At 46.1% G+C, this 18,521-nt stretch carries 19 protein-coding genes; 7 read left to right on the forward strand and 12 right to left on the reverse strand.

What is annotated here, in order from left to right:
• Window positions 1-69: 69 nt before the first annotated feature.
• Genes ACFO4O_RS00450 through ACFO4O_RS00465 form a run of 4 tightly spaced genes read right to left on the reverse strand, consistent with a single transcriptional unit; the run spans window position 70 to window position 3,769 of the window.
• On the reverse strand, window positions 70-279 hold the full coding sequence (locus ACFO4O_RS00450) for a YheU family protein (protein WP_382405231.1): 210 nt from the start codon (window positions 277-279) through the stop codon (window positions 70-72).
• Window positions 276-1,295: a hydrolase gene (locus ACFO4O_RS00455; protein WP_382405233.1), complete on the reverse strand. Its 1,020-nt coding sequence runs from the start codon at window positions 1,293-1,295 to the stop codon at window positions 276-278. Before ACFO4O_RS00455 ends, ACFO4O_RS00450 begins: the two co-directional genes overlap by 4 nt.
• Window position 1,296: 1 nt before the next feature.
• Window positions 1,297-1,806, reverse strand: coding sequence for a TIGR02444 family protein (locus ACFO4O_RS00460; protein ID WP_382405234.1), 510 nt, complete (start codon window positions 1,804-1,806; stop codon window positions 1,297-1,299).
• A gap of 1 nt (window position 1,807) precedes the next feature.
• The gene (locus ACFO4O_RS00465; RefSeq protein WP_382405236.1) at window positions 1,808-3,769 is read right to left on the reverse strand and encodes an ATP-binding cassette domain-containing protein; all 1,962 of its coding nucleotides are present in this window, start codon (window positions 3,767-3,769) and stop codon (window positions 1,808-1,810) included.
• A 107-nt stretch (window positions 3,770-3,876) separates the two neighbouring features.
• Here ACFO4O_RS00465 and ACFO4O_RS00470 point away from each other — a divergent pair, with 107 nt between their 5' ends.
• Window positions 3,877-4,080 (forward strand): YheV family putative zinc ribbon protein, encoded by a 204-nt coding sequence (locus ACFO4O_RS00470; RefSeq protein ID WP_382405238.1) that lies wholly within the window; start codon window positions 3,877-3,879, stop codon window positions 4,078-4,080.
• A 67-nt stretch (window positions 4,081-4,147) separates the two neighbouring features.
• Here the strand turns inward: ACFO4O_RS00470 and ACFO4O_RS00475 are convergent, their stop codons facing one another.
• Window positions 4,148-4,372 carry a SlyX family protein gene (locus ACFO4O_RS00475; protein ID WP_382405239.1) on the reverse strand — a complete coding sequence of 75 codons (225 nt, stop codon included), beginning with the start codon at window positions 4,370-4,372 and terminating at the stop codon, window positions 4,148-4,150.
• A gap of 4 nt (window positions 4,373-4,376) precedes the next feature.
• Window positions 4,377-5,354 carry a WD40 repeat domain-containing protein gene (locus ACFO4O_RS00480; protein WP_382405241.1) on the reverse strand — a complete coding sequence of 326 codons (978 nt, stop codon included), beginning with the start codon at window positions 5,352-5,354 and terminating at the stop codon, window positions 4,377-4,379.
• A gap of 106 nt (window positions 5,355-5,460) precedes the next feature.
• Between ACFO4O_RS00480 and fkpA the strand changes: the two genes are divergently transcribed.
• Window positions 5,461-6,216, forward strand: a complete 756-nt coding sequence (gene fkpA / locus ACFO4O_RS00485) for an FKBP-type peptidyl-prolyl cis-trans isomerase (protein ID WP_382405243.1) — start codon at window positions 5,461-5,463, stop codon at window positions 6,214-6,216.
• A gap of 188 nt (window positions 6,217-6,404) precedes the next feature.
• On the opposite strand, the gene ACFO4O_RS00490 is transcribed toward fkpA, so the two are convergent.
• On the reverse strand, window positions 6,405-6,635 hold the full coding sequence (locus ACFO4O_RS00490) for a hypothetical protein (RefSeq protein WP_382405245.1): 231 nt from the start codon (window positions 6,633-6,635) through the stop codon (window positions 6,405-6,407).
• A 109-nt stretch (window positions 6,636-6,744) separates the two neighbouring features.
• On the opposite strand from ACFO4O_RS00490, the gene greB reads away from it, so the two are divergent.
• Window positions 6,745-7,218 (forward strand): transcription elongation factor GreB, encoded by a 474-nt coding sequence (gene greB, locus ACFO4O_RS00495; RefSeq protein ID WP_382405246.1) that lies wholly within the window; start codon window positions 6,745-6,747, stop codon window positions 7,216-7,218.
• Between the two features lie 93 nt (window positions 7,219-7,311).
• Window positions 7,312-9,651, forward strand: a complete 2,340-nt coding sequence (locus ACFO4O_RS00500; RefSeq protein WP_382405248.1) for a Tex family protein — start codon at window positions 7,312-7,314, stop codon at window positions 9,649-9,651.
• A gap of 35 nt (window positions 9,652-9,686) precedes the next feature.
• Here the strand turns inward: ACFO4O_RS00500 and ACFO4O_RS00505 are convergent, their stop codons facing one another.
• The 3 genes from ACFO4O_RS00505 to bioH all read right to left on the reverse strand — a co-directional run bounded on the left by ACFO4O_RS00505 (window position 9,687) and on the right by bioH (window position 11,572).
• Complete coding sequence (locus ACFO4O_RS00505) at window positions 9,687-10,394, reverse strand: putative metalloprotease CJM1_0395 family protein (protein ID WP_382405250.1); 708 nt, start codon at window positions 10,392-10,394, stop codon at window positions 9,687-9,689.
• Window positions 10,395-10,422: 28 nt separating this feature from the next.
• The gene (locus tag ACFO4O_RS00510; RefSeq protein ID WP_382405251.1) at window positions 10,423-10,653 is read right to left on the reverse strand and encodes a hypothetical protein; all 231 of its coding nucleotides are present in this window, start codon (window positions 10,651-10,653) and stop codon (window positions 10,423-10,425) included.
• A 118-nt stretch (window positions 10,654-10,771) separates the two neighbouring features.
• Window positions 10,772-11,572, reverse strand: a complete 801-nt coding sequence (bioH, locus tag ACFO4O_RS00515; RefSeq protein WP_382405252.1) for a pimeloyl-ACP methyl ester esterase BioH — start codon at window positions 11,570-11,572, stop codon at window positions 10,772-10,774.
• A 38-nt stretch (window positions 11,573-11,610) separates the two neighbouring features.
• Here bioH and ACFO4O_RS00520 point away from each other — a divergent pair, with 38 nt between their 5' ends.
• Window positions 11,611-12,354: a ComF family protein gene (locus tag ACFO4O_RS00520; protein WP_382405254.1), complete on the forward strand. Its 744-nt coding sequence runs from the start codon at window positions 11,611-11,613 to the stop codon at window positions 12,352-12,354.
• On the opposite strand, the gene ACFO4O_RS00525 is transcribed toward ACFO4O_RS00520, so the two are convergent.
• On the reverse strand, window positions 12,333-14,864 hold the full coding sequence (locus ACFO4O_RS00525) for a M14 metallopeptidase family protein (RefSeq protein WP_465253829.1): 2,532 nt from the start codon (window positions 14,862-14,864) through the stop codon (window positions 12,333-12,335). The two genes, ACFO4O_RS00520 and ACFO4O_RS00525, sit on opposite strands and share 22 nt — an antisense overlap.
• A 350-nt stretch (window positions 14,865-15,214) precedes the next feature.
• On the opposite strand from ACFO4O_RS00525, the gene nfuA reads away from it, so the two are divergent.
• Window positions 15,215-15,793, forward strand: coding sequence for a Fe-S biogenesis protein NfuA (gene nfuA / locus ACFO4O_RS00530; RefSeq protein WP_382405257.1), 579 nt, complete (start codon window positions 15,215-15,217; stop codon window positions 15,791-15,793).
• A gap of 51 nt (window positions 15,794-15,844) precedes the next feature.
• Here nfuA and ACFO4O_RS00535 read toward each other — a convergent pair whose 3' ends face one another.
• On the reverse strand, window positions 15,845-17,332 hold the full coding sequence (locus ACFO4O_RS00535; RefSeq protein ID WP_382405258.1) for an MATE family efflux transporter: 1,488 nt from the start codon (window positions 17,330-17,332) through the stop codon (window positions 15,845-15,847).
• 26 nt (window positions 17,333-17,358) lie between these two features.
• On the opposite strand from ACFO4O_RS00535, the gene ACFO4O_RS00540 reads away from it, so the two are divergent.
• The gene (locus tag ACFO4O_RS00540; RefSeq protein WP_382405259.1) at window positions 17,359-18,462 is read left to right on the forward strand and encodes a polysaccharide deacetylase family protein; all 1,104 of its coding nucleotides are present in this window, start codon (window positions 17,359-17,361) and stop codon (window positions 18,460-18,462) included.
• Window positions 18,463-18,521: the final 59 nt, after the last annotated feature.

Raw genomic sequence — 18,521 nt, forward strand, 5'->3', positions numbered from 1 at the left:
CCTCTATTGTAGGCGCTTTTTTATTTAGTTGATTAAAATAGTGAGTGCGTTTCTTAAACGGGATTCAGGTTAAATATTACGCGACACTATCGTTACTGTCTCATGCTCTTCTGAATATTCGATAAACGCTTCTTCGTTTATCAGTTGTGCTTTCACGTGCTCTACCTTTTCTGCTAGCGAATATTCGACTTCACCGTAGTCGGTTCCCTCTCTCAGCACAAAAGACTCAATCAAGCTATCTAGCGTATCTGGCGCCAACTCTCTGTAGTCAACAATCATAGGTGCTCCTGAATAAAATTAAGTATGCGCTCGGGTAAGTATAGATTTGGGGACAGCATCGAACCGCTCATAAATCCGACATGACCACCGTGAGAACTCAACTCATATGCCGTATAGTCTGAAAGCGCACAAGGTAGCGGAACTACTCGCGAATCCATGAAAGGGTCATCCAAGGAATGCATAATAAGCGTCGGCGTTTTAATATGCTGTATGTACTGCATAGCACTGCATTTTTCATAGTAGTCATCAGCATTTTTAAACCCGTGTAAAACCGAGGTCACATATTCATCAAAGAGGCGAAAACTGTTTAGCTTTGCAACATCTGCAGGACTTAGCTGCACATTTGGCCGCATATCAATCACCTTCATTTTATTTATCAGGTTTTGTCGCATACTGCTCAACAAATGCGCTTGATAGTGCCTTGCAAATCCATGGTTAATGGCTTGCGATGATGCTGCTAAATCAATGGGTGCCGATATACTTACCGCCGCCTTAATCGTATCATCTTGCTGCTCACCGAGGAGCTTTAACAACATATTTCCGCCAAGTGAAAAACCTACCGCGAACATCGGCACCTGTGGATAAGTCTTTTTTATCCACAGAAAGAAGTGTTTAGCATCGCTGGTTTCTCCCGAGTGATAGGCTCTTGCTTGTCGGTTTATTTCACCGCTACAGCCTCTAAAATGCATGAGGACACTCACTATTCCATTTTGCTGAAGCCTGTATGCAAGATGCTGAATATAATGGCTTTTTTTAGAACCTTCCAAGCCATGAAATAGGGCAACGACCGCTTTTGGCTGTTTCATTGCTTGCGGGCTGCACACCGCCAAATCCAAAAAATCTTTATCAGGGGTGTCGATTCGCACATTTTTAAAATCGACGTTGGGTGTCCTCATTGCGTATTTAGGGAAGATGGTTTGCAGGTGCGGATTTTGAGCCCAGCGAGGGGCGCGAAATGATGATGTGCTGATGCGCCCGTACTTTGTCTCACTCACGCTCGTTTGAGGCAATTTCATTTTATAAATACTTCACAAAACAACTGCAGGCCTGCAGCGTTTCTTTGGATAACAAGCGAGTGTCGAGAGCTCTTACGCGCTTATTTCGGCTTTCAGTCAGATACCGAGCGCAGGTTGCCGCAATCTGCTCTGACAGCACTTTTTTAACCGGTATATGTTTAAATTTCATCGTACTGGCAATCGCTAAAAGTTCTTTTTGCTGCTGCCTTTCCATGTCGAGCTCTTCGCTAAGTGCTTTTTCATAAAGCGATTGGCTAACTTGCTTAATACCGCGACGCTTAACACGATGTTTTTTGAGGGCTCTATTAGAGCGCAAAATCCCCTGCTCTAGTTTTTCTATATCATCAAAATCAAAGGCTAAGTCATGCTTGCATAAGTACATCATAAGTAGAAGGATATTCACGTTAAACATCATTTCATCTTGCAGATGCAAGCAGGCGCGTTTTACCTCGTCAACCGCATATATCTCTAAACAAAACGCCCAAAACTCGTCCTCTTTTAGCGTAAACATATTAAGCACTGTCCATCATGTTGCTGAGCGTTTCATCAAAAGCTTGCTTAGCTGATTCGAGCGCCTCTTGAGCCTCCAACCAACTCATTTCCGCACTCTCTAGCTCGCTGTTGACCTTTCCTTGCTCTTGCAGGAGCTCGGTAAGCTGTGCTTTGTTTTGTGCTTCATACAGGCTGCTGTCTCCCATTGTGCGTTCAATTTTGTCTTTACGCAGCGACAGCTCCGTCATTAACGCCTCATAGCGCTTAATATCATCAGTAAAAGGTTTGGTATCCTGACGAAATTTTGCCTCAAGGCGCTTGAGCTCCCTTCGGTCGATACTGCCTTTACTGCCTTGCTCGCCCTTTTTTAACGGCCCTTGGCTTTCAGCTTTTGCTTGTAGCGCAGTGTCTTTGCTCGCATTGAGCATCCATTTGCGATAGTCGTCTAGGTCACCGTCAAATGCACTGACTTGTCCTGCGTCTACTAAATAAAAATCGTCACAAACTGAACTTAGCAGATAACGGTCGTGCGAGACTAATACAATAGCGCCCTCAAAGCCTTGCAGCGCGAAATTAAGCGCGCCGCGCATTTCGATATCAAGGTGATTGGTAGGTTCATCGAGTAGCAAGAGATTAGGCTTTTGAAACACTAAAATAGCAAGCACCAAACGGGCCTTTTCACCGCCCGACATCGGCGCAACTTTTGCTATCGCCTCGTCACCGTGAAAACCAAAACCGCCTAAATAATCACGCACCGCCTGCTCGGTCATTTTTGTATCAAGACGCTGAATATGATCAAACGGAGAGCTTTGCATATCAAGCGCATCCACTTGATGCTGAGCAAAATAGCCAATATGAAGACCTGCGGAGCTTAAATATTCGCCTGACAAGGCCTTGAGCTTGCCCGACATCAGCTTGATTAACGTAGACTTGCCCGCGCCGTTTTTACCTAAAAGCCCAATGCGGCTGCCAGGTACGAGATTCAAATGAACCTTAGCTAAAACAATCGCATCATTGTAACCTACCTGCACATCCTCCATTTTAATGAGCGGGTTAGGCAGCTTGTTTGGCTCTTTAAACTCAAATGAAAATCCGCTGCTCTGCTGCACAGGTAGCACCTCTTCCATTTTTTCGAGCTGCTTTACTCGGCTCTGCGCCTGTTTCGCTTTACTTGCCTTGGCTTTGAAACGCGTGATAAAGCTCATTAGGTGTTCACGTTTTTTCTGTTGCTTCTCGTATTCGCTGGCTGCCAGTTTTATGCGCAGGGCTTTTTGCTTTTCGTAGCTTGAATACCCCCCGGTATAGGCCATTAAGGTTTTATTTTCAAAGCTCACGATTTGAGTCGCGCAATTGTCGATAAAGGCTTTGTCGTGAGAAATAAGCAACAGCGTACCTGAATACTGACTGAGCCAATTTTCGAGCCACAGCACGGCGTCTAAGTCTAAATGGTTGGTAGGTTCATCGAGTAAGAGTAAATCAGAAGGGCACAGCAGCGCACGAGCTAAGTTCAACCTCATCTGCCAACCTCCGGAAAAAGCCGACAATGCATGACTGAGTTTGTCTTCAGTAAACCCCAAACCCGCCAAAATGGTTGCCGCTCGCGCCTCGATATCATAAGCACCGGCTTGGGCAAGCTTATCGTGTAGCAGTGCGATGTGGTTACCATCACCACTTTGTTCGGCCTCGGCAAGTTGAGCACGCAGCCTGAGTAATTCTGCATCGCCATTGACCACATATTGCAAGGCGCTGCTGCCATCATCTTCAACGGTTTGCGCAACCGAAATAACTCGCCAATCTTTGGGTAGCGAGTACTCACCAGCATCTGGCGATAATTGACCGAGCAGCATCGCAAAAAGACTTGATTTACCGCAGCCATTGCGCCCAATAATGGCGACCTTTTGCCCAGCAAAAATATCGAGAGACACATTTTCTATAAGCGGCTTAACACCGCGATGCAATGAGAGTGCTTGAAGCTTTACCATAAATACTGCATGAGCTAAATTTGCTGGCAAGAATAGCAAACAACCGAGCATTGATCATTAATGACTGTGCTTGTGTACTAACAAGCAAAGGTAATAATTGATTTAATATGAACAAACACACCAGAAAACGTTTTATTGCGGGGGCAACATGCCCTTCCTGTAAGCAGCAAGACACGCTCATGCTCTACTCTGAAAACAATGTTGAGAAGCTTGCGTGCGTAAAGTGCGATTACGCCGAAAGCCAAGCCGATAAAAATGTCACAAAGGCCAGCAAAGGCTCTACTGGCGTGATAGGTGTGTTTAAGCCCTAAACGCTGCCGTAGTCCAAAACCGATGTGCCGAACAAATACAAGCATCGGCACTTGCTCGTATTAACCCTCAGTAATGCGGCGGTAACTCCACACCATCATTTATTTGGTTTTCTTGGCTTTGCAGGTTTTTTAGTTTATCGAGCATGCTAGAAGTTAGTTTTTCGAGCTGCTGTATTTGCCGCTGCTGAGCGGTCACAATCTGGTTAAGCTGCTCTATCGTATCTTCTTGATAGGCGAGTTTTACCTCAAGCGTCTCAATGGCTTGCTGCATATGTTCACTGTTGTTACTCACGGTTTTACTCACCTTTTATTCGCCAAAATGCTAAATTTCCGCTACTAGAGACCGACACTGCCTCGCCATCGATAAACCCCGACGCGTACACTACTGCCGACTGAGGCGCTGGGCCATCTCGCGGCGCAACCCGCCACTGCATGACTTCGTCGCCACTATTTATATCCCATAGCATTAGCCTTTTTGCAGGAGAACCAGTAAGCAAGTACTTACCATCCTTTGAAAAATCCGCACTTGTGAAAATGATCTGGCGCTCAATAAACTGCAGTTGGCTAAGCGCTGAGCCAGTCTGCACATCCCAAATCTGTGCATCGTTTTGCCCGTCTGCGGTAAATGCATATCGTGCGCGCTGGTCGAGCTTTACCTGAGTCACTCGGTTAGGATGAGCAAAAGCATGAATCACCTGTCCGGTTTCAGTACTCCATAAATAAGCGTAATAGTCGTTGCCGCCAGTAAGGGCATATTTGCCATTGGCCGACAAATCAATGGAGTTAACCTTGTTCTCGCCGTGGCCTAAAAATTCAATGCGTCGCTCGGTATTGGGCTCAAAAAACATCACCGTTCCGTTCGCCCTTGCCACCAAAATGCCGCTTGCTTGGTTGCTAAGGGCCACATCTTGGATGGTAGATTCGTCGATACGCCAAAAACCCAGCGGATCGCCTGTGTTAACGCTCCAGATCGCAAAGGTTTCGCTGTCAGAGCTCACCACATACTCATCGTCTGGTGAAAATCTAACGTTATCGACTAGGTTGGTCGCATCTCCCTGATGCTGCCAAGTAAAACGGGGTTGCTGAGCCTCTATGTCGTACACTTGAATTGCACCGCTAACCTGCGATACCACGGCATATTTGCCGTTAGCACTGATATCGGCCGCATAAACACCCGATTCAGATAAGTTTATTCTTTTGCTTGGCCTTGACTCTGGTACACTGCATCCCAATAACAAAAAACTAGTCAGGAGCACCATAAATTGACTTTTCATTGCGTAATCTTATTGTAATAGGTTTACTTTTGAAGCAAGCCAACTAACATGGGTGCAGTATATCCTAATCTGGCAATTACAATCCAACGTATAAGTGGAGATGAATATGAAAAAGGCTTATTTAGCCACGGCAGTTTTATCAGCGTTTTTATTGAGCGCATGCGGCACAGACAATAATAAAGAAGAAACAGCAAGTGCTGAGGCGACGGCAACAATCGCACTCGAAACGGACGCTCAAAAGCAGTCTTACGCGCTAGGTGCAAGCATGGGAATGTTTGTAAACAACCGCTTCGAGCAGCAAGCGAGTTTAGACCTAGCAGTCGATAGAGACGCCCTGCGCAAAGGTTTTGAAGATGCCTTGAATGACACGCCGCAGCTTACTATGGAAGAGATTCAAGCGCTTACCCAAGCGTCTGATGAAGCGCTTCGTGCAGCACAAACTGCACAAATGGCCAAGCAAGCAGAAGAGGCCATTGAAGTAGGCAAGGCGTTTTTAGCTGAAAACGCGCAAAAAGAAGGCGTGACGGTAACCGAATCAGGTCTGCAGTACGAAGTCATTGAAGAAGGTGACGGCGCCAGCCCCGTCGCAACAGATACCGTGACGGTGCACTATCGCGGCACCCTAATTGACGGTACCGAGTTTGATTCATCATACTCGCGCGGCGAACCTACTTCATTTCCGCTTAACCGTGTAATCACGGGTTGGACTGAGGGCTTACAGCTCATGAAAGAAGGCGGCAAGTATCGCTTTTACATCCCATCAGATCTTGCCTACGGTCAGCGCGGCCAAGGTGCTATTACCCCTAATTCAACACTTATCTTTGACGTTGAGTTAATCGATGTGGCTGATGCGCCGGAGTAAGCTGTGTTTTGAAGGTCTCAACAAATGAGGCCTTGTTGATATTAAAACGTAGCATCAAAGCTAAATCAGAACCAAAAACAGCGCCTCTAGGGCGCTGTTTTTATTTTGCTTATGGACCGTTTTTACGCGTAACATTGCCTTGCATTGAAAGCCCTGAAGCTGCGCAAAGGTCTGCTGTAGCTAAATTTCTATTTTGAGCGTCTCTGAGCGCGCAGTAGCCAGCGCCCAAAAAACATAAGGCCTAAACTTAGCAACACAGCCACCGGAAACCACTTGTCGTAATTATTTGTAACAACCGCTATGGCGGTTAGGGTGAATGTCAAGACGCTCACAATGATGCAGTTGATTGCTAGAAACATCATCGCATAGTTAAATACGGAGTATCGTGGCTTATTTGTATCGTTTTTACATACGGACATAGCTGTCTCCTTTACTCATATGCTAGCATAGAATAATTCTTACGCTACTAATTGACAGACGTTAAGCCTAGCTTATAGTTCAAAATTTGTGCAGCTTTCTGTAGATATTATGCCAACACCCCTGATCACGCCAAAAGGTTACGCTAAATTAAAGCAAGAACTCGATCATTTATGGCGCGTTGAACGGCCAGAGACAACGAAAAAAGTTACTTGGGCTGCAAGCCTTGGTGATAGAAGTGAAAACGCTGACTATCAATATAATAAGAAGCGTTTACGCGAAATTGACCGGCGAATTCGCTACATATCCAAAGCCTTGGAGCGCTTAAAAGTAGTCGAATATCACCCCTCACAGGCCGGCAAGGTGTTTTTTGGCGCGTTTGTTGAAATTGAAAACGACGAAGGTGAGCGCAAAGCCTTTCAAATTGTTGGCTACGACGAAATATTTGGCCGCAAAGACGTCATTTCGATCGATTCACCAATGGCCAGAGCGCTCATTAAAAAAGAAGTGGGCGATGACGTAGAGGTGGTCACGCAAACCGGCAGATACACGTGGTACATCGAATCGATTGAGTATCCGCGTTAAAAAATTTCTTCGCTATGGTCGCGTACTGTGTGCATCACAGTTATAATCTCGTCACTTTGCTTCTCTCCTATTTAACAGAGACCGACCCTATACATGATAAATCAAACTATTGCCGCAGAAATTGGCGCTAAAGATTCGCAGGTCGCTGCGGCTGTAAAACTGCTCGACGAAGGCGCCACCGTGCCTTTTATTGCGCGCTATCGTAAAGAGGCCACCGAAGGTTTAGACGATGCGCAACTGCGCACACTTGAGCAACGACTCGGATACTTGCGAGAGCTAGAAGACCGTCGTAAAGCGATATTAAAATCAATAGGCGAACAGGGTAAATTAGATGCGGCACTTCGTGAAAAAATAGAGGCCGCAAGCAGCAAAACACTATTAGAAGATTTGTATCTTCCATTTAAGCCGCGCCGGCGCACCAAAGGGCAAATAGCCATAGAAGCTGGACTGGCCCCACTTGCACAAACCTTACTTGAAGATAGCCAAGCCAATCCTGACAGCCTCGGCGCAACTTATGTAAACAGCGAAAAAGGAATAGACGACAGTAAGGCTGCGTTAGACGGCGCTAAATTTATTTTAATGGAACAATTTGCTGAAAACGCAGATGTGTTGAACGCGCTAAGAACGCGTTTAATTCAGTCTGCGCACGTGACAAGTTCGGCCATTGAAGGCATGCAGGAAAAAGGGCAGAAATTTAGCGACTATTTCAGCTATTCAGAAAAATACTCGAGTGTGCCGTCCCACCGAGCGCTTGCTATGTTTAGAGGCCGCAATGAAGGTGTGCTGTCTGTCTCTTTAGACCCATCACCGGAACAAGAAGGCCTCAGCAAAAATGAGCATTACGAACACATCATCGCCAAGGTGCTCGGACTTTCCTTAACAAACTCTGCGCGGGACACTTGGCTGAGAACAGTTGTGCAGTGGACATGGAAAATTAAGCTTAGTCTGCATCTAGAAACCGAGCTTTTTAGTATGCTCAGAGAGAAAGCAGAAAAAGACGCCATAGACGTATTCGCGTCTAACCTTAAAGACCTCTTAATGGCAGCACCAGCGGGCCCCAAGGTTACCATGGGTTTAGACCCAGGTTTGCGCACGGGTGTTAAGGTAGCCATTGTGGATGCCACTGGAAAGGTCATGGCGACCACCACCATATTCCCGCATGCACCGCAAAATCAGTGGGATAAATCAAAGCGAACCCTTGCAACGTTAAGCAAGCAACACAAAGTGAATATTATCAGTATCGGCAACGGCACGGGCTCGAGAGAAACCGATAAACTCGTTTCTGAAATGATGCAAGCAGAGCCCGAACTTGGCCTACAAAAAATCGTGATCAGCGAGGCCGGTGCATCGGTGTATTCAGCATCTGAGCTAGCTTCTGCTGAACTCCCGAATTTAGATGTTTCATTGCGAGGCGCGGTTTCGATTGCGCGTCGTTTACAAGACCCGCTCGCAGAACTGGTGAAAATTGAGCCGAAAGCCATTGGCGTGGGTCAGTATCAACATGACGTTAATCAAAGCCAGTTGGCGCAATCACTGGATAACGTGATTAAAGACTGCGTAAATGCCGTTGGTGTTGATTTGAACACGGCTTCTCCAGCCTTGTTAGCAAATGTTTCGGGTCTGAACAAAACACTCGCCAGCAATATCGTACAGTTTAGAGATACCCATGGGCGTTTTGACAACAGAAAACGCCTACTCGAGGTTGACCGCTTAGGACCAAAAGCTTACGAGCAGGCGGCAGGGTTTTTACGAGTAATGAATGGTAGTAACCCACTTGATGCAAGTGCCGTTCATCCCGAGGCATACGAAGTGGTTGACACGATTGTGCAAAAGTCTGGGATCGCAGTTAACGATATGATTGGCAATGAGAGCGTGCTTAAAAACTTAAAGCCGCAGGACTTTGTTACTCAAACCTTCGGTTTGCCCACAATAAAAGATATTGTGAGCGAGCTTGAAAAACCCGGAAGAGACCCTCGACCAGAATTTAAAACCGCCACGTTTAAAGAAGGTGTAGCCACCATGGCAGACCTTGAAGTGGGCATGATATTAGAGGGCGTCATAAGCAATGTTGCTAACTTTGGCGCATTTGTCGATATTGGCGTACATCAAGATGGCCTGGTGCATATTTCATCACTTACCAATAAGTTTATCAAAGACCCGCGTGAAGTTGTTAAAACCGGCGATGTGGTAAAAGTTAAAGTGATGGAAGTAGACATTAAGCGTAAACGTATTAGCCTTACGATGCGTTTAGATGACGATGTAAACGCTCATAAGAGCGACACTTCAAGTCCGAAAAAAGCGTCTGCCAATCGCCCCTCATCTAGCAAAGGAGCTCATGCGGCTAAAAACAGCAGAGGCAAACCAGCTCAAGGCGCAAACAACGCAGCAATGGGTAATGCATTTGCTGAAGCATTTGCGAAAGCAAAAAAATAATAGGATAGCGACAGTTGCACTGCTACTTATGCTGCTTAAGCCTCGGCCGAAAACGCTTGGCTTACTGGTCGACTAGCATATTGATATTGACTAAGCGCTAATTCGGCTTTATTGCCAAGCGCTTGTGAAGCTTGTCTTGAGTTGTTCTCATCGCCTCCTGACACAGATTGTTTGGCAACCTCGGCTCTAGCGGCCTGCTCTTTTTGAGCTGCTTGCGAGGCGACCTTATAGTCTTGTGCGGAAGGCTCTGCAGGTGCTAGTGCAGCGGCTCGCACCACCTGCATTTTAGAAATAGTATCTTCCGGTTCTTTTTCTTCGCTAACATCTATTGAGACTTCACCACCCACCGCATATTGCTTACCGTCAGGGCCTGTTTCGAATTCATATGACGGAGCGCCCGCGTACTGACCACCCACGGCAGCATGAGCCTGCTCGTGTATGCGGACTTCTTGGTCACGGTCTTTTAACTCTTGGATTTTCTTTTCGTCGGCTTTTTCTTGCGCTTGCTCTGCGTCATTCTCGACTTTTTGTTTATCGGCCAATTCACTTAAGGTGTCTTGGGTGCTAGCCTTCTGTTTGCCAGCTTCACTGATGCTGACTTTGTCTTGACCTACTGGCGGTATTTGGGCTTGTTGCTCTGATTTAGTCGTGCCAAATGAGCCCGCTTGCGACTGAGGCATAAGCGGCTGAGGCATAAGCGGCTGAGGCATTTGATAATCATAAGCGGTCGTTGTTGGAAACACCTTTAGCTACCTTTTGACATAAACATGACTACGCAAACACATCAATAATTGTGCCCACCATGGAATCAGCCCGCTTCATCACCTCTGCTGAGGCCTGTGCTTGCAGACTCGCCTGCTGCATGGAGGCCGCGCTGGCCGGGATATCTATATTTTGACGATTTGACTGAGCCAAATTGGCTGATACCTCTTGCATTTGACGAGAGGCGTCTTGATAAGACCGCGCGCCAGACGCAAACGCATCTTGCACCGTGTTATTCACAATAGCTACCATCTCACCACCCTAACCGAGGACACTCAACGAGCGCCACTTCCCAAACGAGGACACTCAAACAAATTTACTTTTCTAAAACGGGTTATCGGCACCCCAACTAGATTCTTTAGTATTTTTTCACACTTTTTATAAAGCTAACAATGTCATCAATCATATCTTGAGGATGACTCATAGACGGTGCATGGGAGGCTTTGGAGTAAACAATGCTTTTGCAGGTAGGATGTAGTGCAGTTATTTTCTGCTGCGCTTTATGCGGAACCAAAGAATCTAAACGTCCGTAGAGCCGCAGAGTTGGCACCTTTATTAGATGCAGATGCTCGCGCAAATCTGTGTTGTGTAAAATATTTAAGCCGCCTTTTAAGGTATCGGCATTTGCGATTGGTTTAGCGTTAACTGCATTTAACATGCGCTGAATATTGGTTTTCGCGTCAGGTTGACCCAAGTTTTGGATTGCCAAAAACCGCTTCAGTGTTTTTACGGAGCTATGAACTAGTTGTTCTTGAAAATTCGCTAATACCTTCGCATCAATACCTGGCCAATCATCACTTGCAACAAATTTTGGTGACGAACATACAGTAATAAGCGCGCTGATTTTTTTACATGCATTTACTGCAAGCGCCTGAGCCACTAAGCCACCTAAGGACCAGCCGAGCACAACGCAATCATCTGGCAACCTGCGCTCTACTGCAGCGCTCAAAGATGCAATATCGCCATGCGCATATTGACCAATCTCGTTGCCATAACCCGGTAGGTCAATAAGATGAATATCAACCGTTTGCTGAAGCTCTCTGTTTACAGCCAATTCTAATAAATGACTGAATTGCTCAAAGATTGCAGCGTTCATTCCCCAGCCGTGCAGCAGGCATATTTGCAATTCAGTACTTTTGTTCAGCTGACGTATTTGCATGATGTGTTATCGTAATTCGTAAGTGCGGGGTAAATAGTATGGGTAGTGTAACGCGATTAACGAATGTATGGGAGCAAGTAAGCGCACTGTTAACGCATCACAAACACTGCTATGTCTGTAAACAGTCGAGTGCTTTATTAGTTTGTGAATATTGTCGCTATGATACTAGTATCGCGCATTTTGAAGTGCCAGGATTCGATTTGCTCGAAAAGCCGTCTGTATCAGAGCACCTCGTCAGCCCTTACTATCATCACCTTTACGCGCTTGGAAAATATGAGGGGATATTAAAGGCCCTGATTAACAGATTAAAATTTTCAAAAGAGCCGCTCGCCGCCCAAGTGCTAAGCAGGTTTTTTGTAGATTACATTTACCCGCGCATGGCTCATACGAGTGAATTGCCTGAGGTGCTCGTGCCCGTTCCATTATCTAAATGGCGCTATGCACAAAGAGGCTATAATCAAGCGCGACTGCTGGCACACGCTTTAGGAAAACGCTGCGATTTGCCCGTTTACGATTGCGTCAAGAGGCTGCGTCACACCAAGGCGCAGAGCGAATTAAATCGAGAGCAGCGCCTCGAGAACATTCACGACGCTTTTGCATTATGCAGCAGTATTGAGTACAAGCATATCGCACTGGTGGACGATGTTGTAACCACTGGGGCGACAATCAACAGTGCGTGCAAAGCAATTGTTGCATCCTACCCTGATATCACCGTTTCAGTATGGTCGATGGCGCTATCGCCACCGACCCGCACAAAGACTCAAAACAGCGGCGACATATAGATAGCGTTCGCCATTAGCTTGTTGGTTCCATCCCAGTAGCCACGGAAATGAATGTTATCGACAAAGGCGACAACTGCTCCACTCGACACAGGCTTAACAACTACCGCTGCCGTCTCAGATACCAGTGATTCTAGCTCATCGGATGCATAACCGGCTGCAAGTGGTTTCTCAACATAGTTGGCTATTTCAACAAAGGGATCGTCTGTGGATTTAAGCACAAAGTTACTGGTCTTAAACATGGGTAGAGTGTCTGTCTCAAATCCAAAAAACAAGGGGTGACTGCGGTCTATCGAAGTTAAAAATGCCGCGCCTGCTATGCGTTTTTTCGATGCTAAATCTTGACGATCTTTATATTTCAGCCCTTTAGTAGAAAAGCTGTCGTCAATACTATCGTTAGAGAGCACTTTATTATCTATCCAGTCTTGCTTCGCGAACCAACTTACTGCCGATTTTTGGCCAATCAGTACGCCGCCATCTTTTACCCACTGCGATAAGGCATCAGTCAGCTTTTTACTCACCTTATTATAGCGACCTGAAGCAAACACAATGTGGCTATAGCGAGACAGCTTTGTATTAGCAAGGTTGCTCAAATCTACCAAGGTAGCCGGCAGGCCGATACGCGTATCTAGATAATGCCAAATTTCGCCAATTTCGTATTGATTGGTGCCCACACCCCCAACTAACAGCACATTAGGCGTATTGACGGGAGCGAACTGGCGGCTGCCTAAGTCAATACCCGCTGGCGTCAGGCCTGAAGTAACGCTGGCAATTTTAATCCCATATTCGGTTTGCGCTGTGTTCAGCAACGCTTGCAGGTTGTCCGGCTGCTCAAGCGCGGTGGCAATCATAATACTGCCAGGCGCAAAGGTTTGAGCGCTTTGCGAGTCGCCGCTCACTCTAGCGCTAAAGCCATCCCCTGCCACACGAATTTGTACGCCATTCTCTAGTAGGTGCTGCGCCATAGCCGGTGCATTCGCACTGTGCCATTCAAAAACGTAAGCATAAGCATCGTCACTAACATTTTGGCGTAGAGACTCCTCCACTTCTGCCGGCACTGCTTCAAATGGTTTATCAGACAACTTCACTTTGCGGCGGTCTGATTGTTCTACTCCCGCATATTTAACATTAAAAGCCAAGCCAATATTCCAGTTTGAAACATCGTAAAAGGTATTATCTACAAAGCGCGTTCGCTCGCTAAATAATGAGCGGATTAGGCGATACTGAGGCTGTGCAAGCGGTATAAAAACACTGCTTTTAGCTTGGTAGTTTTTATCATCTAAACTCAAGTCGCTGGCCAAGGCAGAGAACTGAATTTGATGCGCCTCTAAAATTGACAGCATTCTTGAGAATCTTGCTCGGTCTTTTGCAGCACTTACTACAAACCCATGCAATTCATCGTCGTCTATCAATTGTTTTGTATCTTTATAAAACTGACGCTGATAAGCAGCAATTGCAGACTTGTTCGCCATTGCGCCAGCGAAAGTTGAGAGCGACGTTGTAAACTGATTTTGAATTGTTCGCTCAAATTCAAGCAAGCCATTTATTGATTCTTGGGCATGTCCGCGGCTGCTTGCCTGCTCAAACAAGATACCTATACTGCCGTGAGCATCGGGATAGGTTGAGCCCTTACCGTAATAGAAATCATCGAAAGATTCCTCGGTAAAATAAAGCTCTTTATTTTTGTCTAGCGCTTGTGCGTGAAAGTTGGCTAATGCTTTTGTTAGCGTAACGTTTGTGTCAGGTGTCCACGGGTTTTTTCGCGATGGGATGCCTGGCTGAAAGAAGAATGTACTGTTGGTGCCCATTTCATGAAAATCGGTCAAAATATGCGGGCGCCACTGATGAAACTGCGCAATTCGAGCTTTAGATTCAGGATGCGTCAGCAATAACCAATCGCGGTTTAAATCAAACCAATAGTGATTAGTTCGCCCCGACGGCCAAGCTTCTCGGTGTTCGCGGTGAGCAGGGTCTGCCACCACATTGTAACCTTTGTGCATATTTGCCCATTGCGCAAAACGAGATAAACCGTCTGGATTGAGTGACGGGTCTAACAGAACGACATTTTCATTCAATAGTTTTTTTACATCATCCGCTTGCGATGCAGCTAAATGATAAGCCACAAGCAACGAAGCATTTGTACCCGATGGTTCATTGCCGTGAACGCTGTAACCCATATAGATAAACAAAGGATCTGATGCCTGCGCCGCCTCACCTTTACTGAGTCGTTCGATATGCTCGGTGCGCATCTGCTCGACTTTGCTCTGATTGTTAGGTGCGGTGATAGTAAGCAGCAAGAGCGGACGCTGCTCGTGAGTATATCCGGTGACTTGCAAACTTACCCTATCAGATGCATCAGCCAAGGCACGCATATAATTGACCACCTGATCGTGACGCACATGCCAAGTTCCCACTGGATAGCCGAGCACATCGGCTGGTCTTGGAATACTGGCGTCGTAGTTTTGGCCATCAGGCAGATAATTTAAGTCACTTTCCACGGCCCAAGCCGGCATGGCAACAGCAAGACTCAAGGTAAGCGTTGCACTTAAAATAGTTGTGCTGGGCGGCAAAAATGACTTAACAGGTCGAGTGTGTTTTTCGAGTGTAAATACACGAGCTAAGCCGTGTTTAAACATAGTAATACCTTTAACTAGGCCGGTTGTGACCCAAGATAGACTGCGGTTATTCATTATGTATCGCTCTTTTAGTTATAGTTTGCTGACGTATAAATTGTGACGTAATTCAGCTGGAAAGTATAATTTTACGGCGAAACCTCTAATATAGATGAAAAAGCTTAATACTTGAGTGTTTTACTCAGGTAATCTTTGCTATTATGCGCGCATACAGATTGTGGAGGATAAACATGGTTAGCATTTCAGAAAGTGCTCAAGAGCATTTTGGCAAACTACTTGCCCAACAAACACAGGGCACAAACATTCGCGTTTTTGTTGTTAATCCAGGCACATCAAAAGCCGAATGTGGCGTGTCGTACTGCCCACCAGAAGCGGTTGAAGACACCGACATCCGCCTTCCGTTTAAAGGATTTGATGCTGTAGTTGACGCCGAAAGTGCGCCATATTTAGAAGAAGCTGAAATCGATTTTGTGACTGACCAAATGGGTTCACAGCTGACTCTTAAAGCGCCCAATGCGAAGGCTAAAAAGATTGCTGACGACGCGCCTTTAATTGACCGCATTAACTACATTATTGAGTCTGAAATTAACCCTCAACTAGCCAGCCATGGCGGCAATGTTATGCTTGTGGAAGTCACCGAAGACGGTAATGCAATACTGCAGTTTGGCGGCGGTTGTAACGGCTGCTCGATGGTCGACGTGACGCTAAAAGACGGTATTGAAAAGCAACTTCTAGAGCATTTTGCAGGTGAAATTAAAGGCGTGAAAGACGCCACTGAACATGAAGCGGGTGAACATTCGTACTACTAATATGACAAACTGAGCAATTTACGTTGTATGTTGTTTTATAGCCGCTTTTATTTAGCGGCTTTTTTGTGCTTGCTGCGCGGGCAATACACGCCAATAAAAATGGCATGCCAAACCAGAGCCTCGCGCACTCAAAAAGGCCAGCATAGCAATCCATAAGGCACTGTTCCCTAGTTCAATAAAGAACCAATAAACAGGTATGAATGCGAGTGTACTGCTGGCCAGCATATTGTTACGCATGATTTTTCCGAGGGTTAGGCCAACATAAACGCCGTCAAACAAAAAGCACCAATGGGCAATAAGTGGCAACATCAAAATCAGCCACTTATAGCTCATCGTTGCTAAAATTAGGCTCTTTTGATCAGTTAGAATAGATACAATGTCTTGCGTCCCTATAATAAAAACTAGGGTGTAGAGGCACGCAATTATGCTTGACCAAAACATCCCCAAGTGTACCTGCCTTTTTAAATTAAGCGGTGGATGTTGGTTGGAAGGTTGAGTGTCCTCGTTTTGATTTTGATTTGAGCGTTGAGTGTCCTCGTTTTGATTTGAACGTTGAGTGTCCCCGTTTTGATTTGAGCGTTGAGTGTCCTCGTTTCCTCTAGCTTCGCCAACGAGGGCTTCTACTGCATTAGCGATACCGTCTAGGCCCAGCGCAATTAAGGCAAAAAACTGCATCAAAATTGCGTTTACCGCTGCCGCTTGGGTGCCGTATTGCGCGCCCTTGAGCGTTACAAAGGCTAGGGTAAACTGCAGCGCAAGATTTCGTATTAATATATTGGAGTTTAATGACAGCAGGGGTTTTAATGCTTTTAAAGCAAACCACTTACCAATTTCATCTCCTTCGAGTAGCCCATTTTCACCGCGTATATCTGATGACGCCCAAACGGACACCCAATAGCGTCGATAAATCCATATCAACGATACTATCGTCATGCTGTATTCTGCTACTAGGGTACCCGCTGCCACTCCAGCCACGCCCATATCAAGCACGTAAACAAACATAAGACTTGCCGCGATATTCATTACATTCACAAATACCTGCAAACCTAAAATAAGGCGTCCTTTTTGCTGTCCAATAAGCCAGCCAATAATCGCCAAATTCACAAGCGCAGCGGGCGCCCCCCAAACGCGTACGTAAAAATAGTCCATTGTACTTTGCACTACTTGTGGCTCAGCTTGTGCAAACCATAAGCCAGCTTGCAAAAATGGCTGCTGAACAATCAATACTATCAGGGCAAGTAGAAGTGCAAGAAACCCTCCCTGAACGAGTGTTTTAATGCTTGTTAGAGATGATTGTGAGCGTCCTTGAGCTGACAGTCCTGTCATAGACATTTTAATGAAGCCACACACCCAGTATAACTGCGTCAGGATAAGCGAACCGATGGCAGCACCGGCCAGATAGTGCAGCCCGTCCATACGTCCTAGAATTGCTGTATCGACTAAGCCTAATAGCGGCGTGGTAATATTCGCCAAAATAAGCGGGATCGCAATTGACAAAAGCTTTACATGAGCGAGTCTATTTTTTAAGGTGGATAGCATGAATCACCTAAAAGGGAACAGTATGTATGACGCATATCGCGCGTAAATTAAAAGCAATGGGCGTGGTCGCCTTTAAGTTTTTATTGTGCGTGAGCCTTTGCGTGCATTATGCACGTGCCTTTGCACAACTGCCACCCCAAGTGGTTGTGCTGCAATACCATCATGTTGCGCATGACACACCCAGCATCACCTCTGTAACACCACAGGTGTTCAAAGAGCATATGCAATACCTTAGCGAGCACCATAGCGTTATAGGCCTCCATGATGCTATTGAAGCGCTTAAACGCGGTGAAGATTTACCCGCTAATGCCGTCGCCATAACCTTTGACGATGGATACCTCAATATTCTGACCAATGCTCATCCGATACTGGAGGATTTTGGATTTAAGTACACAGTATTTGTAAATCCCGATAGTGTCGGCGCGCTGGCGAATCACCTCAGCTGGGAAGACATTCAAAGCATGCAGCCTTTAGCGGATTTTGCCAACCATACAATGGGGCATATACACCTGCTTGAGCGAGAGAGTAATGAAAGCGAGGCACAGTGGTTAAAGCGTGTTATGCAAAATATAAACGAAGCCGAAAATGCGCTTGCTGAGCAACTCGGATACAGCCGTAAATGGCTTGCCTACCCATATGGCGAATTTAATCTCGCATTGGAGGAGGCCCTGCGCGATGCCGGCTATATAGGTTTTGGTCAGCAATCTGGGGTAATTGCCAATCTAGAGCAAGCGGTTCCGCTTGCCCGCTTTCCATCAGCGGGACGCTACAGCAAACTTGACACCTTGAAGGTAAAAATGGCGTCCATTGCGATGCCGGTAATTGCTCAAGCGGGCATGCAGCATGTGTATCAATCAGGCGAAAGCCTTTCTATGTTGACGCTGCATTTATCTGTTAACAGCGACATCTCGCTGTCCCAAATGGCTTGCTACTTTAAGCAAGCGCGCATTGTTCCCTCAATAAAGACTCAGCAAAATAAGGTTTTGGTATCAGTGCCGCTTGAACACACGTTTGCGCCTGGCAGGGTAAGAGTCAACTGCACCGCGCCGAGCAAGGCGCATAAAGGGCGATTTTATTGGCACTCAGTCCCATTTTTCACCCCCTCAAACGATGGCACATTTTTGGAATAATAACTAACCTCAGTTCTGGATAAGAAACAGCGTCTAGCACTGTTTAAAATTGTGCTCTT

This window comes from Glaciecola siphonariae (assembly GCF_042652645.1).
GTDB classification, from domain to species: Bacteria; Pseudomonadota; Gammaproteobacteria; order Enterobacterales; family Alteromonadaceae; genus Glaciecola; species Glaciecola siphonariae.

What these genes read in the sequence shown, in the direction of transcription:
- ACFO4O_RS00450 (WP_382405231.1), bottom strand. Translation starts at nt 279, where the DNA reads ATGATTGTTGACTACAGAGAGTTGGCGCCAGATACGCTAGATAGCTTG.
- ACFO4O_RS00455 (WP_382405233.1), bottom strand. Translation starts at nt 1,295, where the DNA reads ATGAAATTGCCTCAAACGAGCGTGAGTGAGACAAAGTACGGGCGCATC.
- ACFO4O_RS00460 (WP_382405234.1), bottom strand. Translation starts at nt 1,806, where the DNA reads ATGTTTACGCTAAAAGAGGACGAGTTTTGGGCGTTTTGTTTAGAGATA.
- ACFO4O_RS00465 (WP_382405236.1), bottom strand. Translation starts at nt 3,769, where the DNA reads ATGGTAAAGCTTCAAGCACTCTCATTGCATCGCGGTGTTAAGCCGCTT.
- ACFO4O_RS00470 (WP_382405238.1), top strand. Translation starts at nt 3,877, where the DNA reads ATGAACAAACACACCAGAAAACGTTTTATTGCGGGGGCAACATGCCCT.
- ACFO4O_RS00480 (WP_382405241.1), bottom strand. Translation starts at nt 5,354, where the DNA reads ATGAAAAGTCAATTTATGGTGCTCCTGACTAGTTTTTTGTTATTGGGA.
- fkpA (WP_382405243.1), top strand. Translation starts at nt 5,461, where the DNA reads ATGAAAAAGGCTTATTTAGCCACGGCAGTTTTATCAGCGTTTTTATTG.
- ACFO4O_RS00490 (WP_382405245.1), bottom strand. Translation starts at nt 6,635, where the DNA reads ATGTCCGTATGTAAAAACGATACAAATAAGCCACGATACTCCGTATTT.
- greB (WP_382405246.1), top strand. Translation starts at nt 6,745, where the DNA reads ATGCCAACACCCCTGATCACGCCAAAAGGTTACGCTAAATTAAAGCAA.
- ACFO4O_RS00500 (WP_382405248.1), top strand. Translation starts at nt 7,312, where the DNA reads ATGATAAATCAAACTATTGCCGCAGAAATTGGCGCTAAAGATTCGCAG.
- bioH (WP_382405252.1), bottom strand. Translation starts at nt 11,572, where the DNA reads ATGCAAATACGTCAGCTGAACAAAAGTACTGAATTGCAAATATGCCTG.
- ACFO4O_RS00520 (WP_382405254.1), top strand. Translation starts at nt 11,611, where the DNA reads ATGGGTAGTGTAACGCGATTAACGAATGTATGGGAGCAAGTAAGCGCA.
- ACFO4O_RS00525 (WP_465253829.1), bottom strand. Translation starts at nt 14,864, where the DNA reads ATGCCGGCTTGGGCCGTGGAAAGTGACTTAAATTATCTGCCTGATGGC.
- nfuA (WP_382405257.1), top strand. Translation starts at nt 15,215, where the DNA reads ATGGTTAGCATTTCAGAAAGTGCTCAAGAGCATTTTGGCAAACTACTT.
- ACFO4O_RS00535 (WP_382405258.1), bottom strand. Translation starts at nt 17,332, where the DNA reads ATGCTATCCACCTTAAAAAATAGACTCGCTCATGTAAAGCTTTTGTCA.
- ACFO4O_RS00540 (WP_382405259.1), top strand. Translation starts at nt 17,359, where the DNA reads ATGACGCATATCGCGCGTAAATTAAAAGCAATGGGCGTGGTCGCCTTT.